This window comes from Streptomyces roseofulvus (assembly GCF_039534915.1).
Classification (GTDB): Bacteria; Actinomycetota; Actinomycetes; order Streptomycetales; family Streptomycetaceae; genus Streptomyces; species Streptomyces roseofulvus.
In genome coordinates, this window is sequence record NZ_BAAAWE010000001.1 from 439,452 (window position 1) to 459,410 (window position 19,959).

At 73.4% G+C, this 19,959-nt stretch carries 23 protein-coding genes and 1 pseudogene; 13 read left to right on the plus strand and 11 right to left on the minus strand.

Features of this window, described 5'->3' with window-relative positions:
* The first annotated feature begins 94 nt into the window (after positions 1-94).
* Genes ABFY03_RS02140 through ABFY03_RS02155 form a run of 4 tightly spaced genes read left to right on the plus strand, consistent with a single transcriptional unit; the run spans position 95 to position 4,408 of the window.
* Positions 95-1,594 carry a rhamnulokinase gene (locus ABFY03_RS02140; protein ID WP_346168972.1) on the plus strand — a complete coding sequence of 500 codons (1,500 nt, stop codon included), beginning with the start codon at positions 95-97 and terminating at the stop codon, positions 1,592-1,594.
* Positions 1,594-2,349: a (Fe-S)-binding protein gene (locus tag ABFY03_RS02145; RefSeq protein WP_319013500.1), complete on the plus strand. Its 756-nt coding sequence runs from the start codon at positions 1,594-1,596 to the stop codon at positions 2,347-2,349. The genes ABFY03_RS02140 and ABFY03_RS02145 overlap by 1 nt, the downstream gene beginning before the upstream one ends.
* Positions 2,346-3,770 (plus strand): LutB/LldF family L-lactate oxidation iron-sulfur protein, encoded by a 1,425-nt coding sequence (locus tag ABFY03_RS02150; RefSeq protein ID WP_346168973.1) that lies wholly within the window; start codon positions 2,346-2,348, stop codon positions 3,768-3,770. The genes ABFY03_RS02145 and ABFY03_RS02150 overlap by 4 nt, the downstream gene beginning before the upstream one ends.
* Positions 3,767-4,408, plus strand: coding sequence for a LutC/YkgG family protein (locus ABFY03_RS02155; protein ID WP_346168974.1), 642 nt, complete (start codon positions 3,767-3,769; stop codon positions 4,406-4,408). Before ABFY03_RS02150 ends, ABFY03_RS02155 begins: the two co-directional genes overlap by 4 nt.
* A gap of 247 nt (positions 4,409-4,655) precedes the next feature.
* Here the strand turns inward: ABFY03_RS02155 and ABFY03_RS02160 are convergent.
* From ABFY03_RS02160 to ABFY03_RS02170, 3 genes and pseudogenes are all read right to left on the minus strand, one after another.
* Positions 4,656-5,295, minus strand: a pseudogene (locus tag ABFY03_RS02160) (MFS transporter); the annotation flags it as partial.
* Between the two features lie 45 nt (positions 5,296-5,340).
* On the minus strand, positions 5,341-6,279 hold the full coding sequence (locus tag ABFY03_RS02165) for an aminoglycoside phosphotransferase family protein (protein ID WP_346168975.1): 939 nt from the start codon (positions 6,277-6,279) through the stop codon (positions 5,341-5,343).
* A 91-nt stretch (positions 6,280-6,370) separates the two neighbouring features.
* On the minus strand, positions 6,371-7,114 hold the full coding sequence (locus ABFY03_RS02170) for a dienelactone hydrolase family protein (RefSeq protein WP_346168976.1): 744 nt from the start codon (positions 7,112-7,114) through the stop codon (positions 6,371-6,373).
* 377 nt (positions 7,115-7,491) lie between these two features.
* Between ABFY03_RS02170 and ABFY03_RS02175 the strand changes: the two genes are divergently transcribed.
* Positions 7,492-7,941: a VOC family protein gene (locus tag ABFY03_RS02175; RefSeq protein ID WP_319013495.1), complete on the plus strand. Its 450-nt coding sequence runs from the start codon at positions 7,492-7,494 to the stop codon at positions 7,939-7,941.
* Positions 7,942-8,052: 111 nt separating this feature from the next.
* On the opposite strand, the gene ABFY03_RS02180 is transcribed toward ABFY03_RS02175, so the two are convergent.
* From ABFY03_RS02180 to ABFY03_RS02200, 5 genes are all read right to left on the minus strand, one after another.
* Positions 8,053-8,394 (minus strand): ArsR/SmtB family transcription factor, encoded by a 342-nt coding sequence (locus tag ABFY03_RS02180; protein WP_346172188.1) that lies wholly within the window; start codon positions 8,392-8,394, stop codon positions 8,053-8,055.
* Positions 8,395-8,582: 188 nt separating this feature from the next.
* Positions 8,583-10,244 carry a SulP family inorganic anion transporter gene (locus ABFY03_RS02185; RefSeq protein WP_319013662.1) on the minus strand — a complete coding sequence of 554 codons (1,662 nt, stop codon included), beginning with the start codon at positions 10,242-10,244 and terminating at the stop codon, positions 8,583-8,585.
* Between the two features lie 56 nt (positions 10,245-10,300).
* Positions 10,301-10,432 (minus strand): hypothetical protein, encoded by a 132-nt coding sequence (locus tag ABFY03_RS02190; RefSeq protein WP_319013494.1) that lies wholly within the window; start codon positions 10,430-10,432, stop codon positions 10,301-10,303.
* 135 nt (positions 10,433-10,567) lie between these two features.
* Positions 10,568-11,395, minus strand: a complete 828-nt coding sequence (locus tag ABFY03_RS02195; protein ID WP_319013493.1) for an ABC transporter permease — start codon at positions 11,393-11,395, stop codon at positions 10,568-10,570.
* Entirely contained in the window at positions 11,392-12,330 is a 939-nt protein-coding gene (locus tag ABFY03_RS02200; RefSeq protein ID WP_346168977.1) for an ATP-binding cassette domain-containing protein, read from the minus strand. Before ABFY03_RS02200 ends, ABFY03_RS02195 begins: the two co-directional genes overlap by 4 nt.
* Positions 12,331-12,505: 175 nt before the next feature.
* Between ABFY03_RS02200 and ABFY03_RS02205 the strand changes: the two genes are divergently transcribed.
* Both ABFY03_RS02205 and ABFY03_RS02210 read left to right on the plus strand, forming a co-directional pair.
* Entirely contained in the window at positions 12,506-13,150 is a 645-nt protein-coding gene (locus tag ABFY03_RS02205) for a PadR family transcriptional regulator (protein ID WP_346168978.1), read from the plus strand.
* A complete protein-coding gene (locus ABFY03_RS02210; RefSeq protein ID WP_346168979.1) occupies positions 13,147-13,884 on the plus strand; it encodes a hypothetical protein in 738 nt (245 codons plus the stop codon). The genes ABFY03_RS02205 and ABFY03_RS02210 overlap by 4 nt, the downstream gene beginning before the upstream one ends.
* A gap of 163 nt (positions 13,885-14,047) precedes the next feature.
* On the opposite strand, the gene ABFY03_RS02215 is transcribed toward ABFY03_RS02210, so the two are convergent.
* On the minus strand, positions 14,048-14,761 hold the full coding sequence (locus tag ABFY03_RS02215; protein WP_346168980.1) for an HAD family hydrolase: 714 nt from the start codon (positions 14,759-14,761) through the stop codon (positions 14,048-14,050).
* Between the two features lie 105 nt (positions 14,762-14,866).
* Here ABFY03_RS02215 and ABFY03_RS02220 point away from each other — a divergent pair, with 105 nt between their 5' ends.
* Genes ABFY03_RS02220 through ABFY03_RS02230 form a run of 3 tightly spaced genes read left to right on the plus strand, consistent with a single transcriptional unit; the run spans position 14,867 to position 16,594 of the window.
* Positions 14,867-15,427: a hypothetical protein gene (locus ABFY03_RS02220; RefSeq protein ID WP_346168981.1), complete on the plus strand. Its 561-nt coding sequence runs from the start codon at positions 14,867-14,869 to the stop codon at positions 15,425-15,427.
* A 12-nt stretch (positions 15,428-15,439) separates the two neighbouring features.
* A complete protein-coding gene (locus ABFY03_RS02225) occupies positions 15,440-16,075 on the plus strand; it encodes a hypothetical protein (protein WP_346168982.1) in 636 nt (211 codons plus the stop codon).
* A 45-nt stretch (positions 16,076-16,120) separates the two neighbouring features.
* Entirely contained in the window at positions 16,121-16,594 is a 474-nt protein-coding gene (locus ABFY03_RS02230) for a hemerythrin domain-containing protein (protein ID WP_346168983.1), read from the plus strand.
* A 65-nt stretch (positions 16,595-16,659) separates the two neighbouring features.
* On the opposite strand, the gene ABFY03_RS02235 is transcribed toward ABFY03_RS02230, so the two are convergent.
* Positions 16,660-17,844: a zinc-dependent alcohol dehydrogenase gene (locus ABFY03_RS02235; protein WP_319013485.1), complete on the minus strand. Its 1,185-nt coding sequence runs from the start codon at positions 17,842-17,844 to the stop codon at positions 16,660-16,662.
* Positions 17,845-18,064: 220 nt separating this feature from the next.
* On the opposite strand from ABFY03_RS02235, the gene ABFY03_RS02240 reads away from it, so the two are divergent.
* Together ABFY03_RS02240 and ABFY03_RS02245 are read left to right on the plus strand one after the other, a co-directional pair.
* Positions 18,065-18,247 (plus strand): hypothetical protein, encoded by a 183-nt coding sequence (locus tag ABFY03_RS02240; RefSeq protein WP_319013484.1) that lies wholly within the window; start codon positions 18,065-18,067, stop codon positions 18,245-18,247.
* 159 nt (positions 18,248-18,406) lie between these two features.
* Complete coding sequence (locus tag ABFY03_RS02245) at positions 18,407-18,619, plus strand: hypothetical protein (RefSeq protein WP_319013483.1); 213 nt, start codon at positions 18,407-18,409, stop codon at positions 18,617-18,619.
* 91 nt (positions 18,620-18,710) lie between these two features.
* Here ABFY03_RS02245 and ABFY03_RS02250 read toward each other — a convergent pair whose 3' ends face one another.
* Positions 18,711-19,373 carry a response regulator gene (locus ABFY03_RS02250; RefSeq protein WP_346168984.1) on the minus strand — a complete coding sequence of 221 codons (663 nt, stop codon included), beginning with the start codon at positions 19,371-19,373 and terminating at the stop codon, positions 18,711-18,713.
* Positions 19,374-19,627: 254 nt separating this feature from the next.
* Between ABFY03_RS02250 and ABFY03_RS02255 the strand changes: the two genes are divergently transcribed.
* A complete protein-coding gene (locus ABFY03_RS02255; protein WP_319013481.1) occupies positions 19,628-19,954 on the plus strand; it encodes an STAS domain-containing protein in 327 nt (108 codons plus the stop codon).
* The last annotated feature ends 5 nt before the right edge of the window (positions 19,955-19,959 follow it).

Below are 19,959 nucleotides of genomic sequence, written 5' to 3' on the forward strand. Positions count from 1 at the left end.
TGACACCCTGCCCCCACAGCGCGCCGCCGGTCCGCCTCCCGTCGTCGTCCTCCTCCTTCCTCGATGAGCCACCGGCACCGCGGAGGTACCTCCCGTGACCCCCACTCCCCCGTCCTCCGCCTCCGCGTCCGCCTTCGCCGCGGTCGATCTCGGCGCCACCAGCGGGCGCGTGATCCTCGGCCATGTCGGCCCGGACACCCTCGACCTCACCGAGGTCCACCGCTTCCCCAACACCCCCGTCCGGCTCCCCGACGGCCTGCGCTGGGACGTCCTCTCCCTCTTCCAGGGCGTCCTCGACGGGCTGCGCGAGGCCGCCCGCTCCGGCGGCGTCGCCTCCATCGGCGTGGACACCTGGGCCGTCGACTACGGACTCCTCGACGCCGACGGCGCCCTCCTCGGCCACCCGTACCACTACCGCGACGACCGCACCGACGGCGCCGCCGAACGCGTCTGGGCCGCGGTCTCCCGCCAGGAGCTGTACGGCGTCACCGGCCTGCAGCACCTCCCCTTCAACACGGTCTTCCAGCTCGCCTCCACCGAGGGGACCGTCCAGCGGGACGTCGCCCGCACCCTGCTGCTCGTCCCCGACCTGGTGATCCACTGGCTGACCGGATCGATCGGCGCCGAGGAGACCAACGCCTCCACCACCGGCCTCCTCGACGCCCGCACCGGCACCTGGTCCCAGGACCTCCTGCGCCGCCTCTCCCTCGACCCCGCCCTCTTCCCGCCGCTCCGCGCCCCCGGCGACCCGGCCGGCGCCCTGCTCCCCCACGTCGCCGCGTACACCGGCCTCGATCCCCGTACGCCGGTCACGACGGTCGCCTCGCACGACACGGCCTCCGCGGTCGCCGCCGTGCCCGCGACGGAGCCCGGCTTCGCGTACATCTCCTGCGGCACGTGGTCGCTGGCCGGCCTCGAACTGGACGCCCCGGTGCTGAGCGAGGCGTCCCGGGCGGCGAACTTCACCAACGAGCGCGGCGTCGACGGCACCGTCCGCTACCTGCGCAACATCATGGGCCTGTGGCTCCTGGAGGAGTGCCGGCGCACCTGGGACGGGCAGGGTCTGCCCACTCACATCCCGACGCTGCTCGCCGAAGCGGCCCGGGCCGAGCCCTTCGCCTCCGTCGTCGACCCGGACGCCCCCGAGTTCCTCGCGCCCGGTGACATGCCGGCCCGCATCCGCGCCTCCTGCGCCCGCACCGGTCAGCGGGTCCCCGGCAGTCAGGGCGCGGTCGTCCGCTGCGTCCTGGAGAGCCTGGCGCTGGCCCACCGCCGTACGCTGCGCCAGGCCGCCGCGCTCGCCGGCCGGGACGTCACGCGGATCCACCTCGTCGGCGGCGGCGCGCGCAACGACCTGCTGTGCCGGCTCACCGCCGACGCCACCGGCCTGCCCGTCGTCGCGGGCCCCACCGAGGCCACCGCCCTGGGTAACATCCTCGTCCAGGCGCGGGCCGCCGGCCTGGTCGGAGACCTCGCCGACATGCGCCGGCTGATCGCCTCCACCCAGCCCCTGCGGTCCTACACCCCGGGGGGTGACAGCGCCGCCTGGGACGCGGCCGCCGCCCGACTCGACTCCGCCCCGAGGAACCCCTGATGCGTGTCGCCCTCTTCGCCACCTGCGTCAACGACGCGGTCCATCCCGCCACGGCCGTCGCCACCGTGCGGCTCCTCGAACGCCTCGGCGTCACCGTGGACTTCCCCGCCGCCCAGACCTGCTGCGGACAGCCGCAGTACAACACCGGCTACCGCCGCGAGACCGAACCGCTGGTCCGCCGCATGGCCCGTGCCTTCGAGGGCTACGACCACGTGGTCACCCCGTCCGGCTCCTGCGTCGCCATGGTCCGCGACAACTACCCGAGGATCGGACGGAAGGCACAGGCCGAGGGACGCGGCGACGCGCCGGCCGAGGCCGCCTCCTCGCTCGTCCCGCGGACGTACGAACTGACGGAGTTCCTGGTCGACGTCCTGGAAGTGACCGACGTCGGGGCGTACTTCCCCCACCGGGTCACCTACCACCCCTCCTGCCACGGCCTGCGCGTGCTCGGCCTGGGCGAACGGCCCCGAAGACTCCTCGAAGCGGTCAAGGGCCTGGAGCTGGTGGAGCTCCCGGGGGCGGAGGAGTGCTGCGGCTTCGGCGGCACGTTCGCCGTGAAGAACCCGGACGTGTCGGCCGCCATGGGCGCCGACAAGCTCCGCAACTCCCTGTCCACCGGCGCCGAGTTCCTGTGCGGCGCCGACAACTCCTGCCTGATGCACCTCGGCGGCATGCTGCGCCGCCAGGACGCCCCGCAGCGAGTCCTGCACCTCGCCGAGATCCTGGCGAGCACGGAAGAGGAGCCCTTCGCATGAGCGGGACCTTCGTCGGCATGCCGGCCTTCCCGAAGGCCGCGCACGACGCCGTACGCGACACCACCCTGCGCGCGAACCTGCGCCACGCCACCCACACCATCCGCGACAAGCGGGCGGTGGCCGTGGCCGAGCTGGCGGACTGGGCCGCACTGCGCGAGGCCGGCAGACAGATCAAGGACCGGACGCTCCATCACCTCGACGCGTACCTCGTGCAGTTGGAGGAGGCGGTCACGGCGGCCGGCGGCACCGTGCACTGGGCGTCGGACGCGGCCGAGGCCAACCGGATCGTCGCCGACCTGGTGAAGGCCACCGGCGAGACCGAGGTCGTCAAGGTCAAGTCGATGGCCACGCAGGAGATCGGACTCAACGAGGCCCTGGAGGCGGAGGGCATCCGCGCCTACGAGACCGATCTCGCCGAGCTGATCGTCCAGCTCGGCGAGGACCGTCCCTCCCACATCCTGGTTCCGGCCATCCACCGCAACCGCGGCGAGATCCGCGACATCTTCGCCTCCGAGATGGGCGAGTGGGGCCGCCCGGCGCCCGACGGCCTCACCGACCGCCCCGCCGAACTGGCGGAAGCGGCCAGGCTGCACCTGCGCGAGAAGTTCCTCCGCGCCAAGGTCGGCGTCTCCGGCGCCAACTTCATGGTCGCCGAGACCGGCACCCTGGTGGTCGTGGAGTCGGAGGGCAACGGCCGCATGTGCCTGACCCTCCCCGAGACGCTGATCTCCGTCGTCGGCATCGAGAAGGTCGTCCCCACCTGGCGCGACCTGGAGGTCTTCCTCCAGACCCTCCCCCGCTCCTCGACCGCCGAGCGCATGAACCCGTACACGAGCATGTGGACGGGCACCACCGACGCCGACGGCCCGACCGCCTTCCACCTGGTCCTGCTCGACAACGGCCGCACCGACACCCTCGCCGACGAGGTCGGCCGCCAGGCGCTGCGCTGCATCCGCTGCTCCGCCTGCCTCAACGTCTGCCCGGTGTACGAGCGGGCCGGCGGCCACGCGTACGGCTCCGTCTACCCCGGCCCGATCGGCGCGATCCTCACCCCGCAGCTGCGCGGCACCCGGAGCGAGCTCGACGCCTCCCTCCCGTACGCCTCCTCCCTCTGCGGCGCCTGCTACGACGTCTGCCCCGTCGCCATCGACATCCCCGAAGTCCTCGTCCACCTGCGGGAGAAGGTCGCGGAGCGGGGCGGCCCCGGCCACCGCCTGGAGAAGGCCGCCGTCAAGGCGGCCGCCTGGGTCCTCGACCACCCCGCCGCCCTCGCCGCGGGCGAGCGCCTCGCGTCGAGGACGCGCGCCCTGCACCCGAAGAGGCTGCCCGGCCCCGGCGCGAGCCAGTGGACGGAGAGCCGCGACCTGCCCGAGATGCCCGCCGAACCGTTCCGCGACTGGTGGAAGAGGAACCGCACATGAGCCAGACCTCCCGCGACCGGATCCTGGGCCGCGTCCGCCGCGCGCTCGCCGAAGCGCCCGCCGTCCGGGAACCGGCACGCGCCTACCTCACCGCGCACGCCCCCGACGACCCGGCCGCGCTCCTGGACCTCCTCCACGAGAACCTCGCCGACTACCGCGCGCGCGTGCACCGCGCCACGGAGGGCGAACTGCCCGCCCTCGTCGCGGAGCTCCTCGACCGGCACGGCGCCGCCACGGTCGCCGTCCCGCCCGGCCTGCCGCCCGCCTGGCTCTCCGCGACGACCGCGGAACAGCGCCACGACGAGGACACCCCGCTCACCCCGCACGACCTGGACGGCACCGACGCCGTGGTCACCGGCTGCGCCCTGGCGATCGCCGAGACCGGCACGCTCGTCCTGGACGGCGGCCCCGGCCAGGGCCGGCGCGCCCTCACCCTCGTCCCCGACCTGCACATCTGCGTGGTACGCGCCGCCGAACAGACCGTCGCGTCCGTGCCGCTGGCACTGCCCCGCCTCGACCCGACGCGTCCCCTGACGTGGATCTCCGGCCCGTCCGCCACCAGCGACATCGAACTCGACCGGGTCGAGGGCGTCCACGGTCCCCGCACCCTCCAGGTGGTGCTGGTCACCGACGCGTGACGCCCGCGCGGCCCCGTGACACACCACAACGGCCTCCCCCACCGCGGCGTCGGTGGGGGAGGCCGTCTCATCGGCTACGCCGAGGCGTCGGCGACGGGCCGGGGCGCGTCGCCCTGGGGAGCGGCGTCGCCCTGAGGCGCGGCATCCCCTTGAAGGGCGGCGTCGCCACCGTCGCCGGATTCTCCGCGAGGCGCTGCATGCCGCTGGTCGTCTTCAGCGGCTTCTCCTTGACGAAGAGCACGGCGAGCAGCGCGAGGGCCGCGAACGGGGTCGCGATGAGGAAGGTGCCCAGGTAGTCGATCTTCGCCTCGCGGCGCAGGTCGGGCAGTTTCAGGGTCCGCTGGAGCAGCACGATCGCGACCAGCGCGAAGGGGACTCCGATGAAGAAGCACCAGCGCCAGCCGAGCCAGGAGGTGTCGACCAGGACACCGCCGATGAGCGGGCCGGCGACGGTGCCGACGGCGAACACGGCACCGAAGACGCCGGCGTACGTGCCGAGCCTGCGCGGCGGGATGATGGCCGCCATCACCACCTGGGCGAGGGCGGTGAGACCGCCGGCGCCGATGCCCTGGGCGACCCGGCCGAAGATCAGCAGCCCGACTTCCTGGGAGAAGCCGGCCAGCAGCGGGCCGACGACGAACAGGCCGACGGAGATCTGCAGGAGCAGCTTCTGGTTTGTACAGGTCGCCGAGCTTGCCCCAGAGCGGCACGGTGGCCGTCATGGCGAGCAGTTCGGCGGTGACGACCCAGGTGTAGGAGGACTGGGTGGCCCCGAGGTCGGCGATGATCCGGGGCAGCGCGTCGGCGACCACGGTGCCGGCGAGGATGGAGACGAACATGCCTGCCGTCAGGCCGGACATGGCCTGGAGTATCTGCCGGTCCGACATGGCGGCCGGGGGCGCCTGGACCGGCGCCGCTGGTGAGGTCACCCGTCAGGCTCGGCGTCCGCCGGCCAGCAGCTCTGCCAGGTGGTCGGCGAACCCGGTGATCCGATCGAGCTCAGGGCCCCCGCGCGCCACCCGGAAACCGTGCCGCCGCGCCCAGAAGGCGGCCTGGACCGCGTGGAACTGGGCCCAGCGCCGCACCCGCTCGCGGTCGAGCTCCGCCGCGTCGGCGAAGACGTCGAGCAGGCGGTGAACGGCCCGGCCCGGGTCGTCCGCGTCGAGGAGCGTCAGCGCGCGGGACTTCAGCAGGGTGCCGCCGTCGTAGGCGGGATCGCCCACGAGCCCCTTGGGGTCGACGGCGAGCCAGGGCTCCCGTTCGGCGCGCAGGATGTTCCGGGCGTGCAGGTCGCCGTGGACGAGTGTCTCCGGCTGGACCCGCCCCAGCTCGCGCACGGTCGCACGGGCGGCGTCGAGCACCCGGCGCGGCAGGGCGTGCGACAGCTCCTCGGCGTCCCTCCGCAGCGCCTCCTCCCAGGCATCGGCCCGCTCGCTCAGCCGCGGCAGACCGGCAGGCGCGGGAACGGCGAGACGCCGCCCGAGCCGCCCGGCGACCGCGACCACCTCGTCGCCGTCCTCGGCCTCCGCGAGGGTCGTCGGGTGGGCCCGCTCCAGCAGCATCGCGAACCGCTCCTCGTCGCGCTCGTGCAGCAGCACGGCACCCCGCCCGCCCCAGGCCATGAAGGCGTCCGGTTCATGGACGTTGCCGGGGTGCGGAAACGAGACCTTCAGCACGGCGCTCTCCCCGCCCCGCCGCAGGACGGGGACGATGACGCCGACTCCCCCGTGCATGACGGCCCCGTCCGGCGCGCACTCCCAGCGTTCCGTCAACTCCCCCACGATCCCAGGCAGTGCGGAGATCCAGGTCGCCCCGGCCGCCCCCTCCCGCTCGACCGTGCTCCGTACGAATTCCTCAGGCGTCGCGAACATCCCGGCACCCTACGCGTCGCCCGCCTCAGCCGCCGAGCCCCGCCCCGCGGCCGCGCGGGCCCCCGCCGACGCGCAGGGGCCCGCGCCCACGTCACCTCAGGTGCCGGGCGAAGAACCGGGCTCCACTCTCGAACGCGAACCGCGGGACGCCGGTGTGACCGCCGAGATTGGCCTGCAGGGTCTTCTCCGTGGACCCGAAGGCGTCGTACAGGTCGAGCGCCGCCTGCCGGTCGTTCCCTTCGTCGTCCCACTGCAGGAGAACGTGCAGCGGAATGGTGACGCGGCGGGCCTCCTCGAACATGACGGCGGGGATGAGGCTTCCGGCGAAGAGCCCCGCGGCCACGATGCGCGGCTCGACGACGGCGAGCCGGACCCCGACGGAGATCACGCCCCCTTCGTAGCCGACCGGACCGCCGATGCCGGGCAGCGACAACAGCGCGTCCAGGGCGGCCTGCCATTCCGGTACCGCCTTCTCGACCAGCGGGAGCACGAGCGCGTCGACGATCTCGCCACCGACCGGCTCGCCGGCCTCCTTCGCCCGGTGCAGCTCGGCCCGGGCCTGTTCCGCGGCGGCCCACCGGGGCCGCACACCGCTCCCCGGCAACTCGATGGTGGCGGCGGCGAAGCCGTACTCCGCCGCGTAATGCCGTGCCCGCCCGGCCAGCCGGGGGTACATTGCGCGCAGTCCCAGCGGCGGGTGGCCGATGAGGACGAGAGGCGCGGGCGCGGAGGCGGCCGGCGGCGACCACAGGATGCCGGGGATCTCGCCGAGGGTGAAAGCGCGTTCGAGGACGCCGTCGTCGAGACGCTGCTCAGAGGTGAAGGCGAAGTGCACGGTCGTGCCCTTTCAGGAGTGCTCAGAACGGCGCTCCCGGACGACACCTACCGCCCGACCGTGACCCCGGAGAGGAGCACCCACGTCGAAAATGCGTTCACGGGTACCACCTCCTCGTTCTGTCGCACGGCCTCCGGCAGGCTAACAGGGCGCGGGACCCCCTCGCCGCGCATTTCCGGGCCGGCGCCGGCGGTGTGATCTCCGGTGCACGAGGGACGTACCTTTCTTCATGGTCAACCGATCGTCACCGCACACCATGGGTCCGGCGTCGCCGCGCCGGACGGAAAGGACGCCGTGTCCACGCCGGCCGATCCCGCAGGCTCCCCGTCGCACCGCCCCCCGACCGCCGTCCTCGTCCGGACCCGGGCGGTGACCGCGTGAACCGGCCGGCGCACGGGACGCTGCACCACGTCGAGATCTGGGTGCCCGACCTCGGCCGCGCGCTGGTGTCCCTGGGCTGGATGCTGGAGGCGCTGGGCTACTCCGTCTCCCAGAGCTGGGCCACCGGCCGCAGCTGGCTGCTCGGCCCGACCTACCTCGTCCTCGAACAGTCCCCGGCCCTCACGGCCGACCGGTACGACCGCCTCCGTCCCGGGCTGAACCACCTGGCGTTCCATGTGGAGAACGCCGCCACCGTGGAGAAGCTGACGGCCGAAGCCGCCGGACACGGCTGGCGCCTGATGTTCCCGGACCTCCACCCGCACGCCGGCGGCGACCGGCACTACGCCGCCTACCTGGAGAACGACGACGGCTTCGAGGTCGAACTCGTCGCGATGTCTCAGCCGGACGGGTCGGCCGAGGGGCCGCCGACGCCGTCCGTGCCGTAGAAGCGCCCCTGCTCGCACGGCGCGTCGATCTCGGCGTTCTCCTCCGGGCTCGGTCGGCCCCTCTCCCCCAGCCGATGCGATTCCAGGTGGTGCGCGGCGAGGTGAACGCCCTCAGGAAGACGGCGGTGTGGCCGCGTGGAGGTCGGCGAGGAGTTCGGCCTGGCCGGCGAGGACTCCCGAGAGGATCGTCCGGGCGACCGCGAGGAGGTCGGCCACCTCGGGACTGGTCAGCGAGTACGACACCGTCGAGCCCTCGCGTCGCGCGACGACCAGGTTCGACCGGCGCAACACCGCGAGCTGCTGCGACAGGTGCGCCGCCTCGACGTCCACCTCGGCCAGCATCTCCGAGACCGCGTGGTCCCGCTCGCTCAGCAGCTCCAGCACCCGGATGCGGACCGGGTGTCCGAGCGTCTTGAAGAACTCGGCCTTCAGTTGGTACAGGGGCGCCTTCACCGGGCCCACCGCCCGTGCGACCGTCGCCGCGTGCGCGGTATCCATCCTCGTGAGCATGCAGAACACTTCGCCATGAGGGACATCCTCGCTGCTGCGCCGCCCCGACGGACGCCCGGCCCCGGCCCAGTCCCCCGGCCGGGGCCGGGTTCCGCGTGCCGGGCCGGTCGTCGCCGCACGCGCGGCGGCGGTCATCGGGAGGGTTCTTCGGTGGCGGTCCGGGGGCGCGGAGCGGGGGCGGGGGCCAGGACGCCGGTGCCGTGGAGGTGGGCGCGGGCGGCGGCGATCGCCTCGGGCGTGGTCGCGAACTCGCGTCCGTCGAGGCGCAGCAGGTCCAGGGCGCCGACGGAGTCGAGGGCCTGCCGTTGGCCGGGCCGGATCCCGGAGGCCAGGACGGCGATCCCGCGCCGGTGGAGCTTCTGGACGACGTCCTTGAGGACGAGGGCGCCGGTGGCGTCGACGGTCGTCACGCGGGACATGCGCAGGATGACGACGCGGACGTCGGCCACGTCGGAGAGTTCGAGGAGGAAGCGGTGGGCGGCGGCGAAGAACAGCGGGCCGTCGATCCGGTACGCCACGATGTGCTCGGCGAGCAGCGCGTGCTCCTCGGCTCCGTGTTCGCCCGGCAGGTCGGCCGTGACGTCCGTCTCGGCGAGCCGTGCCTGCTTGGCGACGGCGCGCAGGGCGAGGGCGCCGGCGACGACGAAGCCGATGACGACCGCGTACACGAGGTCCAGGACCACGGTGGCGACGGCGGTCAGGACCAGGACGACGGCGTCGGAGCGGGTGGCCTTGGCCAGGGCGCGCAGCGAGCCGACCTCGACCATGCGGACGGCGGTGGCGATCAGCACGCCGGCGAGGGCGGCGAGCGGGATCCTGGAGACGAGCGGGGCGGCGGCGTAGACGATGGCGGCGAGGACGGCCGCGTGGGTCAGCGCCGCGAGCCGGGAGGTGGCGCCGGTCCGCACGTTGACCGCCGTACGGGCGATGGCGCCGGTCGCCGGTACGCCTCCGAAGAGGGGTGCGGCGAGGTTGGCGAGGCCCTGGCCGAACAGCTCGCGGTCGGGGTCGTGCTTCTGGCCGACGGTCATGCCGTCGGCGACCTGCGCCGAGAGCAGGGACTCCAGGGCCGCGAGGGCGGCGACCGCCAGCGCCGGGGCGATCAGGGAGCCCAGTTGCGTCGGGTCGACGAAGCCGAGGGAAGGGGCGGGGAGTCCCGCCGGCAGTGAGCCGATCGGGGTCGCCCCGTCGAGGTGGAAGAGCTGGGCGACGGCCGTGGCCGCGATGACGGCGACGAGGGAGAAGGGGACGGTCGGCCGCCGGCGGGCGCCGGCCAGCATGAGGGCGGCGACGCCCAGGGCCAGTCCGAGGGCGGTCCAGTTCGGGGCCTGCACGAACGCGCCAGCGGCGCGCCAGGTCACCGCCAGGACCCGCTCCCCCTCGGGTGCGGGGACGCCGAGGGCGTTCGGCACCTGCTGGAGGCCGATGACGAGGGCGATGCCCAGGGTGAATCCCTCGACCACCGAGGCGGGGATGTACGCCATGTACCGGCCGGCCCGCGCCAGGGCGAGTCCGATCACGAGGACACCGGCGATCAGGCCGACGGTGAGGACGCCGCTCGGCCCGTACCGCGCCACGATGGGGACGAGGACGACGGTCATGGCTCCGGTCGGCCCGGAGACCTGGAGGTCGGAGCCGCCGAACAGCGCCGCGACCGCCCCGGCGACGACGGCGGTCGCGAGGCCGGCCTCGGCTCCGAGGCCGGAGGAGACGCCGAAGCCGAGCGCGAGCGGCAGCGCGACGACGGCCACCGTGAGCCCGGCGAGCAGGTCGCGCCGCGGGTCGCGCCGCATGGCCGCGAGGTCTCGGCGTCCGGGCAGGAGGGCCCGGACCCGTTCGAGAATCGCCTTCACCGGACGGCGCACCGGGCGTCCCGGCGTTCGGCGAGGAGTGCGTGCCGCCCGGACGGCGGCTGCTGCCCTCCCGGGCGTCCGAGCCTCCGGACGAACTCGGCCTCGGCCTGGTACTGCGGAACCGACACGCGCCAGCCTCTCCTCGTCGTAGCGCACTCATGATGTAGTGAATTGCCAAATTATGCAATTCATAGAGTAAGCGCACAGGCAACCCCCGCTTCCGGCCCGGGGGAGCCGGGCCGGAGGCGGGGGCAGGAGAGAGGTCAGCGGCTCAGACCGCGGAAGCGATTCACCGCCAGCGGGAAGAACACCGCGATCAGCACGACCGGCCAGGCCACCGCGAGGAGCCCCGCGTGGGTCGCGGCCCAGGAGTCGCCGCCGGCGCCGGGGTTGCCGAACAGGTCCCGCACCGCCGTGGCCGTAGCCGACAGCGGGTTCCACTCCACGATCGCGCCCAGCCAGGACGGCATCGACGCGGGCGAGGCGAGCGCGTTGGAGAGGAAGCCGACCGGCCAGACCAGGATCTGCACCGCCTGCACCAGCTCCGGCCTGCCCGCCACCATCGCGAGGAAGATCCCGAGCCACAGCATCGCGAAGCGCAGCAGCAACAGCAGGCCGACCGCCCCCAGGAAGGAGCCGAACCCCTCGTGCCAGCGCCAGCCGACGGCGTACCCGACCGCGAGCATCACGGCCAGGCCGACCGCCGACTGCAGCATGTCGGCGACGCTCCGCCCGACCAGGACCGCGCCGGAGGCCATCGGCATCGAGCGGAACCGGTCGATGACCCCCTTGCCGAGGTCCTGGGTCACGGCGAGCATCGTCGCTTCGAGACCGAAGGCCATGGTCAGGGCGAGCATGCCGGGGACGAGGTACGCCTTGAAGTCCCCGTCCACACCCTGTCCGCCGCCGATCAGATAGCCGAACATCAGCAGCAGCATCACCGGGAAGACCAGGCCGACGACCACCTGGACGGGCTGTCGCGCCCAGTGGGCCAGCTCGCGCCGGGTCATGGTCCAGGAGTCGGCGGCCGCCCAGCCCAGCCGGGATCCGGTGGCGTGAGCGGTGCTCACCTCGTGGATCGTCGCACTCATGCGGCCTCCTCCCCCGTCAGATGCATGAAGACCTCGTCGAGGGTCGGCCGGCGCACGGCGATGTCCTCCGCCTCGATGCCGGCCGCCTCCAGGGCCCGTACGGTCTCGGTCAGGGCGGCCATCCGGTCGGTGACCGAGGCGCTGACCATGCGCCGGTCCTCGTCGACCCGCACCTCGCCGGGGAGGAGCGCCGCCGCGCGGGCCACCTGGGCCGTGTCGCGCAGGACCACGTCGACGCGGTCGCCGCCCGTTCTCGCCTTCAGCTCGTCGGCCGTGCCCTCCGCGATGACCTTCCCGTGGTCGATCACCGCGATCCGGTCGGCCAACTGGTCGGCCTCCTCCAGGTACTGGGTGGTCAGCAGCACGGTCGTGCCGCCGTCGACCAGCGAGCGGACCGCGTTCCACACCTCCGTGCGGCCGCGCGGGTCGAGTCCGGTGGTGGGCTCGTCCAGGAAGAGCACCTGGGGCCGGGCGATGAGGGACGCCGCCAGGTCGAGCCGCCGCCGCATGCCGCCGCTGTACTGCCGGACCGGCTTGGCGCCGGTGTCCGCGAGCCCGAACCGGGCGAGGAGCTCGTCGGCCCGTGCACCGGCGCGGCGCGCCCCGAGACGGTGGAGGCGTCCGAACATCTCCAGGTTCTGCCGGCCACCGAGCTCCTCGTCGACGGCGGCGTTCTGGCCGAGCAGCCCGATCCGCGAGCGCACCTCGTCGGCCCGGGTCCGCACGTCGAGGCCGGCGACCTCGATCCGCCCCTCGTCCGGGCGCAGCAGCGTGGACATGATGCGCACCGCCGTGGTCTTCCCGGCGCCGTTGGGGCCGAGGATCCCCTGGACGGTGCCGGCCCGGACCGTGAGATCGAGGCCGTCCAGGGCCTGCTTGTCCCCGTACCTCTTCCGTAGGCCGTCTGCGACGATCGCCAGATCGCGGTCAGACAAAACGCCCTCCCTCAGGCTTAGTAGTCAAACTTGACTAGAGCATCAACGTACGACACCTCCCACCGTCTAGTCAAACTTGATTAGTGACCCGGTCCGCTCCCTGCCGTCCGCCGCTCGCCCACTTGTAGAGTGGCCTGGTGATCACCGCCCAGCGGGGACTAGAGGGGAAACGCACATGTCAGCGATCCGGCTGCTGATCCTCGGCGCGGTCCGCCAGCACGGCAGGGCACACGGCTACCAGGTGCGCAACGACCTGGAGTACTGGGGCGCCCACGAGTGGTCCAACGCCAAGCCGGGCTCGATCTACCACGCGCTCAAGCAGATGGCGAAGCAGGGACTCCTCATCGCCCACGAGATCGCTCCGAGCACCGCCGGCGGCCCGCCGCGCGTCGAGTACGAGATCAACGACAAGGGCACCGAGGAGTACTTCGCGCTGCTGCGCGAGGCGCTGAGCTCGCACGAGCAGAAGACCGACGTCCTCTCGGCCGGCATCGGCTTCATCGTCGACCTGCCGCGCGAAGAGGCGGTCGCCCTCCTCAGGAAGCGGATCGCCGGCCTCGAACAGTGGCGGTCCGCGGTCACCGAGTACTACACGCCGGAGGCCGGCCCCGAACAACTCGGGCACATCGGCGAGATCATGAACATGTGGGTGCACTCGGCCGACAGCGGCGCGGAGTGGACGCGCGGACTGATCGAACGGATCGAAGGCGGCGCGTACACGTTCGCCGGTGAGGGCGACCCCTTCGTCGGCGTCCTCGCGGACGGTCAGGAGAACCCGTACGCGACGGGACCGCGGCCGGACGACGAGGATGCCCGGTGAGCACCCGCCTCCATCTGAACAGCGCCCGCGTCCCGCGTACGCCCGACGGGTCGGCGGGTGAATGGGCAGGCTTCTTCGACGGGGCGGCGGAACTGGTGGCCAAGGACTGGCCGCCACTGCTGTGGTGGGCGATGTTCGGCCCGGACGACCTCGCCGAGGCGAGGATCGCCGACACCGAGGACGCCGGCACCGAGGAGCACGCGGAGCTGCTGAGCGACTGGGGCGAGGCCACTTACCCGTACCTGGTCGTCGACCAGCGGACCGCGGTGGCACGACTGCGCGCGCGGCGTGAGGAACTCACCGGCCGGATCGGCGCGCGGTACGCGCCCGTCTACGACGCGTTCACCGCACTCGTCGACGCCCGGTTCGGTCCGTTTGTGCTCCTGAGGACCGAGGCGCTCGCGGGCGGCGGCGACAGCGGTGTCCGCACGCACTTCGAGGAGACCCTGGCGGACCTGGCCCGCCTCGACGCGGGACGGACGACGGCGGCCGGCGGGCGGCTGGACGCTCTGGTCGCGGACTTCCACCGGTGGCGGCACACGGATCCGGTCCGCCTGCTGTCCGGCGCCGGCCCGGGATGGCCCGACGAGGGGCTCCGGGAACGCCTCGACGCCGCCGAGGACCGGCCGTCGTCCGGCGGGAGGCGCGGGCGGACCGCCGCCGTGGGGTGGCTGGCCGCGCTCGTCCTCCTCGGCGCCGCCGCCCTCGCCGTACTGGCCGCGACCACGTCCTGACCCCCTCGGGAGACGAGGTCGCCATCCCGGCGCACCGCGCCCGTCGCGTCCAGCAGCAGGGCGGCGGCGTTCACTCCGGGCGCGCCGGGCACCTGGAGCCGTCCGACCGCCGCCCGCGACGGGGCGGTGGGGACGGGTGTGTCGGCGCCCTTGGCGATGGGTGTCATGGGGCGCATGGTGCCATCGGGGCGGCCTGGGGAACAGGCGTTCGCTCCCGGCCGCCCGACTGCGCCTCGTCGAGGAGACGGGGGAGGTCGCGCATGTCGTGGAAGACGGTCGTGCCGGGTCCCGCGAGTCGCTCGGCCGCGGTGAGCCCGCCCGCGTAGCCGAGGGCCCGCATGCCGGCGGCGCGGGCGGCCTCGACGCCCGGGCGGCTGTCCTCGACGACCACGCAGGCCGCCGGCTCGACCCCCATCCGCCGTGCGGCGTGCAGGAAGAGATCGGGGGCCGGCTTGCCGCGGGCGACCTCGCTGGAGCTGAAGACGCGGCCCGCGAAGCGGTCGTACAGCCCCGTGACTCCGAGCGTGTGCCGCATCTTCTCGTGGGACCCGCTGGAGGCGACGCAGACGGGCAGACCGATCTCCCGCAGCGCCTCCGGCAGCCCGTCGACGGCCTCCAGGCCGGCGTCCACCTCCTCCCGGTGCCGGCGCATCAGCCGGTCCCACCAGAGGCGGGAGGTCTCCTCCCCCAGCCGTTCGGCGATCTGGGCGCAGATGGATTCCCTGGACCGCCCGATGAACCGGTCGACGACCTCCGCCTCGGTCAGGGGCCAGCCGAGTTCCGATCCCAGCGCCACCTGGAGACGCACGGCGATGCGCTCGCTGTCGACCAGCACACCGTCGCAGTCAAATATCACCAGCTCTATCGGCTTGATCATTTCCGCAGGATACGCGGGCGGCCGCGGGGCCGGAGGCCGTTTCACCGCAGCGTCGCTGGGCAGGCGCGGGAGTCCGGGGCCCGTCCCAGTCAAGGGGGTCGACACATGTCCACAGGAACTCTCCTGGCCATCATCATCCCGGTCGCGGTGGTGATCGTCCTGGCCACGGTGGCGATCGTCCTCGACCGGCGCCGGCGGCGCCGACTGCGCGAGCGCTTCGGCTCCGAGTACGACCGCACGGTCGAGGAGGCGGGCGGCCGGCGGGCCGCCGAGCACGAGCTGGAGCGCCGCGAGAAACGGCACGACTCCCTCGACGTACGGCCGCTCGACCCCGGGCTCGCCGACCGTTACGCACGGGAGTGGAGCGGGGTGCAGGAGCAGTTCGTCGACCGTCCCGAGGCGGCGGTCCACGACGCGGACCGGCTCGTGACCGCCCTCATGTGCGAGCGCGGCTATCCCACGGACGACTTCGAGCAGCGGGCGCGGGACCTGTCCGTGGAGCACGGCCGCACCCTGGAGCACTACCGGGCGGCACACGAGGTCGACCGGCTGAGCTCCGAACACCGGGCCACCACCGAGCAGCTCAGGGGAGCGATGATCCACTACCGGGTCCTCTTCGACGAACTGCTCTCCGACGGAAGCCAGTCCGGCTCCGGCCGGTCCTGAGAGGCGCACGCCATGCACGAGAACGACACCCCCGACCGCTCCGGCACCGGCCTCTCGACCGACGACATCGCCCGCTCCTCCACCGCCGGGGCGGACCCCGGCGGGGACCGGGACGAGCGGGGCGGCCAGGGATCCGACAGGCCGCCCCTGTATCCGGGCGAGGCCATCCAGACGCCGGACGGCGGCGGCCGGGACACGGGGACGGACGCGGTCTCCGGCGACTCCACCGGCACCGAGACCGAAACGGCCGGCGCCACCGGGACCGGCACCGGGACCGGCACCGGGACAGCCGCCGACCGCTCGGCGGACGAGTCGCCGCGGCTGATGGACCCGGGCGACGAGGAGGACTTCAAGAACCGCTGGCACGAGCTGCAGAGCCTGTTCGTGGACGACCCCCGCCGCGCCGTGCACGAGGCCGACGCGCTGGTGGCGGACGTGATGCAGAAGCTCGCCGCCACCTTCGCCGACCACCGCAGGAGCCTCGAAGGCCAGTGGCGGCAGGGCGAGGACGTCGACACCGAGAGCCTGCGGACGGCGCTGGTCCGCTACCGCTCGTTCTTCCATCGGCTGCTCCACACCGGCGCCGACCGCGAGACAGCCGGATCCGGCGGAGCCGACACCCCCGGGCGGGAACGCCCCGCCGACTGACAGACGCGGCCCGGACGGCCGCCGACCGCTACGGAGGAGTACCCCATGGACGGCATCGTGCTGCTGCGCGAAGACCACAAGACCGTGGAGAAACTGTTCAAGGAGTTCGAGCGGGCGGGCGACGACGCCCAGCGACGCAAGCGGGAGCTGGCCGACGACATCATCCGGGAGCTCACCGCGCACGCCTGGATCGAGGAACAGGTCTTCTACCCAGCGGCACGGGAAGCGGCGCCCGACACCAAGGACCATGTCCTGGAGAGCGTCGAGGAGCACCACGCGGTGCTCTGGATGCTGTCGGAACTCGTCGGGCTCGAGCCGGAGGACGAGCGCTTCGACGCCAAGATGACGGTGCTGATCGAGAACGTCCGGCACCACGTCGAGGAGGAGGAGAGCGACTGGTTCCCCGAGGTGCGCAAGGCCATGGGGCGCAAGCGGCTGGTCGAGCTCGGCGAGCGGATGGCGGAGGAGCGGAAGAACGCGCCGGAGAGTCCGCTCGACGTACCGAGCGCGAACTCCTGACGGCGACCGCCGCGCCGCGGCCCGGGCCGGAAGGCCCGGGCCGCGGCGCGCGATCGGCCGGTTCTTCAGGGCTTGAAGAGGATCTTCACCGCGCCGTCGCGCTTGGTCTGGAACATCTCGTACGCCTCCGGAGCCTTTGCCAGCGGCAGTCGGTGGGTGGCGAAGTCGTCGACGCCCAGGGGGTCGTCGTCGTTCAGCAGCGGCAGGAGCCGGTCGACCCAGCGCAGCACGTTCGCCTGCCCCATGCGGAACGTCAGCTGCTTGTCGAACATCACGAGGAGGGGCATCGGGTCCGCCGCTCCCCCGTACACTCCGGCCAGCGACACCGTCCCGCCGCGGCGCACCAGTTCCACGGCCAGGTGCAGCGCGGAGAGCCGGTCGACGCCGAAGCGGCGCATCAGGCCCCGCGCGACGGAGTCCGGCAGGCGGGCCACCATCGAGTGCAGGCCGCGGGCGATGGGCGCGCCGTGCGCCTCCATGCCGACGGCGTCGATGACGGCGTCGGGGCCCCGGCCCTCGGTGACGTCCCGGACCCGCTCGATCGGTTCGCCGTCGTCGTCGGACGGGTCGACGGTGTGGACGCCGCGGGCCGCCGCCCGTTCGCGGCGTTCGGGCACCGGATCGATGCCGACGACGAGACCCGCGCCGCGCAGCAGCGCGATGCGGGCGGCCATGTCGCCGATGGGCCCGAGGCCCAGGACCGCGACCGAGCCGCCGGGCGGCACGTCCGCGTACTCGACGGCCTGCCAGGCCGTCGGCAGGACGTCCGAGAGGTAGACGAAGCGGTCGTCCGGCGGTCCCTCCGGGACGGGGATGGGCAGGGTGTCGCCGAACGGTACGCGCAGGTACTCCGCCTGGCCGCCCGGCACCTGCCCGTACAGCTTGGTGTAGCCGAACAGCGAGGCGCCGGTGCCGTAGGCCCGCACCTGCGTCGTCTCACACTGGGAGTGGAGGCCGCGCCCGCACATCGCGCAGGTGCCGCAGGAGATGTTGAACGGCACCACGACCCGGTCGCCGGGGGCGAGGCGCCGCACGTCGGGGCCGACCTCCTCGACCACGCCCATCGGCTCGTGCCCGAGCACGTCGCCCGGGTCGAGGAACGGTCCGAGCACCTCGTACAGATGCAGGTCCGATCCGCACAGCCCGCTCGTCGTGATCCGCACGATCACGTCCGTGGGCTCCCGGATCTCCGGATCGGGCACGGTCTCCACCGAGACCTTCCGCCGGCCCTGCCACGTGACGGCCTTCATCTCGGCCACCTTCCTTCCGTACGGCGGTGGTGCCGCTGCACGTCGCTCCTCCGCGCGGGAGAACAGCGGCCGGGAACCGGACCCGCCTCTACCCGGGCCGAGCCGCGCTACTCCTCGAAGGGAACGGCACCCGCGCGGGCGACTCAGCGTCGGCGTCCCGGGTAGGCGCTTCTCCACACGACCGGCCGCGGGCCGGACCCGGAACGAGGAGATGGCCGCGATGGACACGCGGATCGACACGGAAGCCGCCGACGAGATCTTCTGGCACGACAGCACGCTGTCCACCCACCGGCCCGCCGTCGCCACCCCGGACGCGGGGCAGCCGGACGAGCAGGAAGACGGCGAGCAGGACCGCAGCGGCGCCCCGCGCGAAGAGCGGAACATCATCCGCGGCGAGGACTGACGCCCCTGTCTTCCGGTCCGGCGCGCGGTCGTGCTGGTCGGCGACGGGGCCGCCGCAGGGGCTCACGGCCAAGGCGCTGCTGCCGCGCCGGCCCGGCGGGCGGTGACGCGTCGTCCGGCCGGCGCGCATGGACCGTCGGCTCGCGGGCACCGCAGGGTCATGGGCAGCGTGGTCACCGTGCACCGGCCGTCCCCGACCGGGGGACGGCGCGTCACCCTGCGCGGCATGATCCTGGGCCTGGCCTATGACGACTGGGACCTCGTCGAGCTGCTGCGCGGCGCCGGCATCGAGGACCCCGAGGGCCTGGTCGCTGCCGACTCGCACCTCATCGAGTGGCGCGGCGGGCATCCGCACCAGTACGTCGCCGCCTGAACCGCCCCCGACGCGCCCGCCGAGTACCTCCCGCGGGGACGGCTCACATGCGGCCGTCCCGCCCTGCCGTCCCTCCCGGGGCAGCCAGCGCCTAGGTGGCGATGACGGCGGCCTGCACCCGGCGTTCGACGCCCAGCTTGGCGAGGAGCCGGGAGATGTTGTTCTTGACCGTCTTCTCCGCGAGGAACAGCCGGCTGCCGATCTGCCGGTTGGTCAGTCCCTCCCTCACCAGGGCCAGGATCTCGCGCTCCCGCTCGGTCAACCCGGGCAGACCCTGCCGCTGTTCCTCCTGCGGGGATCCGCCACGCAGCCGGGCCATGACGCGGGCCGTGGCGCCGGAGTCAAGCATGGACAGGCCGGAGGCGACCGTACGCACGGCGTGGACCAGGTCGGTACCGGTGATCTGCTTGAGGACGTAGCCGGACGCGCCGGCCATGATCGCGTCCAGCAAAGCCTCCTCGTCGTCGAACGACGTCAGCATCAGACAGGCCAGGTCGGGCACGCGCGAGCGAAGCTCGCGGCACACGCTCACGCCGTCCCCGTCCGGCAGGCGCACGTCGAGAACGGCCACCTGCGGACGCAGCGCGGGCACCCGCACCAGCGCCTGCTCGGCCGTGCCGGCCTCCCCGACCACACACAGGTCGGACTCGGCATCGAGCAGATCGTGCACACCGCGGCGCACCACCTCGTGGTCGTCGAGGAGGAAGACCCTGATCGGCTCCTGCTCCGTGAGCCCGCCCCTGCTGTCCGTCATCACACGCTCCGTGTTCGCCGCGTTCTCCGCCCCCATGGGCTTCCCACGCATCCTGCCGCGCGGAGCGGGACCATCGACAGGGCCGGATGGCCCTCAGTGGCGAGCAGAGCGTCGGCTCGGGACCTTCGGCCCCCGGGCGCGGGCCCGCCGGACCTGCTGCCCGCGCTCGCGCTCTGGTGGACTTCCCGCACCAGCACGGCCGGGGCATCCGGGCTCCGGGACACCGTCCGGACCGAGAAAGCAGGGCAGCCGCCATGACGACGCCCCCGATCAGCCTGACCACGGCGCCACTCGACCACAGCAGGACGGGAGTCGCCCTCGCCGGGGAGCTGGACGTGTACACCGCCCCGCAGATCGAGGCGGAGTTGACCCGCCTGGCTCGGCGGACCGAGCGCGAACTGCTGCTGGATCTGGCGGGCGTCACGTTCTGCGACAGTTCCGGGGCGGCGCTGTTCCTGCGCATGCACCGCCGGTGCGTGGCCGACGGTGTGCGTCTGCGCCTGTGCCGCGTCCAGCGGCTTCCCGCTCGCGTGATCCGCACCCTGGGCGTGGACCGGGCCGTGGCGTGCTCCTTCGCGTGACGCGT